This is a genomic window from Streptomyces sp. NPDC054847 (assembly GCF_053610925.1).
Genome location: NZ_JBSGZJ010000542.1, coordinates 1 through 4,458 on the forward strand (window position 1 = coordinate 1; position 4,458 = coordinate 4,458).

At 70.3% G+C, this 4,458-nt stretch carries 4 protein-coding genes; 2 read left to right on the forward strand and 2 right to left on the reverse strand.

The annotated features are described in order from the left end of the window. Positions 1 to 54: 54 nt before the first annotated feature. Positions 55 to 1,317, reverse strand: a complete 1,263-nt coding sequence (gene hisS / locus ACWGH4_RS31930) for a histidine--tRNA ligase (protein WP_453467025.1) — start codon at positions 1,315 to 1,317, stop codon at positions 55 to 57. A gap of 13 nt (positions 1,318 to 1,330) precedes the next feature. Continuing rightward, entirely contained in the window at positions 1,331 to 2,041 is a 711-nt protein-coding gene (locus tag ACWGH4_RS31935) for an MBL fold metallo-hydrolase (RefSeq protein WP_005319802.1), read from the reverse strand. A 192-nt stretch (positions 2,042 to 2,233) separates the two neighbouring features. Here ACWGH4_RS31935 and ACWGH4_RS31940 point away from each other — a divergent pair, with 192 nt between their 5' ends. Together ACWGH4_RS31940 and ACWGH4_RS31945 are read left to right on the forward strand one after the other, a co-directional pair. After that, positions 2,234 to 3,016: a peptidylprolyl isomerase gene (locus ACWGH4_RS31940; protein WP_441265297.1), complete on the forward strand. Its 783-nt coding sequence runs from the start codon at positions 2,234 to 2,236 to the stop codon at positions 3,014 to 3,016. Positions 3,017 to 3,190: 174 nt separating this feature from the next. Then, positions 3,191 to 4,420, forward strand: coding sequence for a DUF349 domain-containing protein (locus tag ACWGH4_RS31945; protein WP_441265298.1), 1,230 nt, complete (start codon positions 3,191 to 3,193; stop codon positions 4,418 to 4,420). Positions 4,421 to 4,458: the final 38 nt, after the last annotated feature.

Consider the following 4,458-nt stretch of genomic DNA (forward strand, 5'->3'; position numbering starts at 1 on the left):
GTTGTCCGCCCCGGGCCCCCGCGACCGCCGTTGCCGGCCGGACCGCGCGGCGTCTCAGCCGAGCCGGCCGCGCAGCCGGGTGAGGACCTCGGCGACCGGCACCGGCTCCTGCTCGCCCGACTCCATGTCCTTGACCTGGACCACGCCGTCGGCGAGATCACGCTCGCCGGCGACGATCGCGTACCGGGCCCCGCTGCGGTTGGCGTTCTTCATCGCGCCCTTGAGGCCCTTCCCGCCGTACGAGAAGTCGGCCGCGACGCCCGCCTTGCGCAGCTCGGTCACCACGCCGAACAGGACGCGCCTCGCCTCGTCGCCCAACGGCACCGCGTACACGCTGGTGGCCGCCGGGATGTCGAGCTCGACGCCCTCCGCCTCCAGCGCCAGCACGGTGCGGTCCACGCCAAGGGCCCAGCCGACGGACGGCAGCGCGGGGCCGCCGATCATCTCGGACAGCCCGTCGTAGCGGCCGCCGCCGCCCACCGCGGACTGCGAGCCGAGACCGTCGTGGACGAACTCGAAGGTGGTGCGGGTGTAGTAGTCGAGACCGCGCACCAGCTTCTCGTCGTCCTCGAAGGCGACACCGGCCCCGGTGATCAGCGCCCGGACCTCCTCGTGGTACGCCTTGCACGCGTCGCACAGGTAGTCGCGCAGCATGGGAGCGCCGACCAGCTGCTTCTGCACCGCGTCGCGCTTGTCGTCGAGGACCCGCAGCGGGTTGATCTCGATACGGCGGCGGGTGTCCTCGTCGAGGTCGAGGTCGCGCAGGAAGGTCTGGAGCGCCTCGCGGTAGACCGGGCGGCACTCCTTGTCGCCGAGCGAGTTGAGCAGGATCCGGAAGTTGCGCAGACCGAGCGAGCGGTACGCCTGGTCCGCCAGAATGATCAGCTCGGCGTCCAGCGCCGGGTCCTCGGCGCCGATCGCCTCGGCGCCCACCTGGGAGAAGTGGCGGTAGCGGCCCGCCTGCGGGTTCTCGTAGCGGTAGTAGGAGCCGGAGTACCAGAGCTTCACCGGCAGGTTGCCCGCCTTGTGCAGGTTGGCCTGCAGGGCGGCGCGCAGCACCGACGCCGTGCCCTCGGGCCGCAGGGCCAGCTTGTCGCCACCCTTGGTCTCGAAGGCGTACATCTCCTTGGTCACGATGTCGGTGGACTCACCGACGCCGCGCGCGAACAGCTCGACGTTCTCGAAGCCGGGCGTCTCGATGTAGCCGTAGCCCGAGTTCTTCAGCGGAGTGGAGATCGCGTCGCGCACCGCGAGGTACGTCGCGGACCGCGGCGGGATCAGGTCGTACGTGCCCTTGGGGGCCTGGAAGGTATTCACCTGTGGAGTCTCGTCACATTCCTCGTCGGGGAGCGGGCCGACCGCTCCCGAGGCCGGCGGCCACTTCCCGCAGATACGGGTTGGTGGCGCGCTCGCGGCCGATGGTCGTCTGGGGGCCGTGGCCGGACAGCACCACGGTCGAGTCGTCGAGGGGCAGGCACACCCGTGCCAGCGACTCGAGCATCTCGTCCATGTCGCCGCCGGGCAGGTCCGTGCGTCCGATGGAGCCGGCGAACAGCAGGTCGCCCGAGAAGAAGACGGACGGGACGTCCGCCGACTCGGGCATCTTGAAGGTCACCGACCCCTTGGTATGGCCGGGCGCATGCGAGACGGAGAAATCGAGACCGGCCAGGCTGAGCGCGGCGCCGTCGGTGAGCTCCTTGACGTCGTCGGGCTCCCCGACGGTGAGTTCGCCCATGAGTGGCATCCCGATGGAGCGGCCGAGCGCCTTCTCCGGGTCGCTCATCATGTAGCGGTCCTCGGGGTGGATCCAGGCCGGGACGTCATGGGCGCCGCAGACGGGGACGACGGAGGCGACATGGTCGATGTGCCCATGGGTGAGGACGACGGCGACGGGCTTGAGCCGATGCTTCTTCAGCGCTTCCTCGACGCCTTCGGTGGCCTGGTGGCCCGGGTCGATGATCACGCACTCCTCGCCTGCGGCGGGGGCGACCAGATAGCAGTTGGTCCCCCAGGCCCCGGCGGGGAACCCGGCAATAAGCACGATCGTCCTCAGTTCGGTCGTCGTCGGTCGGCCGCTGCGTGGTTTGCAGTGGATTGCAGCAGATCAGAGCCTACCGGCGCTGCTCATCACACAGCCAACCCGTATACGGTACGGGCAAGCCCGGCGGTCGGCCTCATCCGACGTACGCGCCTTGAACGACCTTCGACCCACGAGTTACAAGGAGAAGACCCGGTGGTCAGCAGCGATCAGCGACGGCGGCAGCTCGCCAGGGAGAAGTTCGAGCGCCAGCAGCAGCGCAGGGAGCAGGCGCGGAAGAAGGCCAAGGTCCGCAACTCCGTGATCGCGGCGGCACTCGCCGTGGTGCTCGCGGGCGGCGGCGCCGTCTATGCGCTGGGCCTCACCGGGGAGGACAAGAAGGACGACGCCGCGCCGCTCGATCCCCCGCCGAGCGCCTCCCCTTCCGAGAGCAGCACGCCGGCACCGGCGATGGCGATCGACAAGAAGGCCAAGTACTCGTTCCGGCTGAAGACCGACCAGGGTGACATCGCGATCGCGATGGATGCCGCGAAGACGCCGCACACGGTCAACTCGTTCAAGTCGCTGGCGGACAAGGGCTACTTCGACGGCACGAAGTGTCACCGTCTGACCACGGAGAACATCTTCGTGCTGCAGTGCGGCGACCCGAAGGGCGACGGCACCGGCGGTCCCGGCTACACGATCCCGGACGAGAACCTCGACGCGCTCGGCAAGGCAGGCGCCGACGGCACGGTCACGTTCCCGGCGGGCACGGTCGCGATGGCGAACACCAGTCAGCCCGACTCGGGCGGCAGCCAGTTCTTCCTCGTCTACAAGGACACCAAACTGCCGCCCACCTACACGCCGTTCGGCACCATGGACGGGAAGAGCCTGAAGGCCGTCCAGGACGTGGCGAAGGCCGGAGTCGAGGGCGGCGGCGCGGACGGTCCGCCGAAGAAGGCCGTGACCATCGAGAAGGCCACCGTCCCGAAGGCGTAGCCGGGCAATTTCGGCCGCGCTGAGTGCGGACAGCCGGGCGGCCGGTCGCCTAGATTGGGCGTTGTACGGCGCGTGCTGGACGCGCGCCGTGGAGGGCGGGCGAGGCCCGTCCGGGAAACTGTGGACGATGCCCGGGGGAGGAACCCCTCGTCGGCATCAGGTTGAGGAGGCGCTGTGAGCAGCGACCCGTGGGGCCGCGTCGACGAGACGGGCACCGTGTACGTGCGTACTGCCGAGGGCGAGCAGGTCGTCGGATCGTGGCAGGCCGGGACTCCAGAGGAGGCTCTGGCCTACTTCGAGCGCAAGTACGAGGGCCTGGTGGTCGAGATCGGCCTCCTCGAGCGGCGCGTGAAGACCACCGACCTGTCGGCCAAGGACGCCCAGGCCGCCATCGACCATCTGCGTCAGCAGGTGGACGAGCACCACGCGGTGGGCGACCTCCAGGCACTCCGGGTGCGGCTCGACGCACTCGTGGCGACGGTCGAGAAGCGCCGTGAGGAGCGAAAGGCACAGCGGGCGAAGCAGACCGACGAGGCGCGCAAGGCCAAGGAGGCCCTGGTCGCCGAGGCGGAGGAGCTGGCCCAGAGCGAGCAGTGGCGGTCGGCGGGCGAGCGGCTGCGTGCGCTGGTGGACACCTGGAAGGGCCTGCCCCGGCTCGACCGGAAGTCCGACGACGAACTGTGGCACCGGTTCTCGCACGCGCGCTCCGCGTTCTCCAAGCGCCGCAAGGCGCACTTCGCGTCGCTTGACGCGCAGCGCGAGGAGGCCCGCAGGACGAAGGAGAAGCTGGTCGCGGAGGCCGAGGCGCTCTCCGGTTCCACGGACTGGGGTGTCACCGCGGCCCGGTACCGGGACCTGATGGCGCAGTGGAAGGCCGCCGGCCGTGCCCAGCGCGAGGCCGAGGACGATCTGTGGAACCGCTTCCGCGGCGCCCAGGACGTGTTCTTCGCCGCCCGCAGCGGCGTCTTCGCCGAGCGGGACGCCGAGCAGGCGGAGAACCTCAAGCTCAAGGAGGAGCTCGCGGCCGAGGCGGAGAAGCTGGTGCCGGTGACCGACCTGAAGGCCGCCCGTGCCGCCTTCCGTTCGATCAACGAGCGCTGGGAGGCCATCGGTCACGTACCGCGGGACGCCCGTCCCAAGGTCGAGGGCCGGATGCACGCGGTGGAGCGGGCCCTGCAGGAGTCCGAGGAGAACGAGTGGCGCCGGACGAACCCGGAGGCGCGTGCGCGTGCCGAGGGTCTGACGGGCCAGCTCCAGGCGGCCGTCGACAAGCTGCGCGGTCAGATCGACGCGGCCCGCGCCTCGGGCAACAACGCTCGGGCCGACAAGCTCGCGAAGGAGCTCGAGGGCCGTCAGGCGCTGCTGGACCAGGCACTGAAGGGTCTGCACGAGTTCGGGGGCTGAGGCACTCTGCCCCGGTGGTCCGGAGCCCGGCGACACAC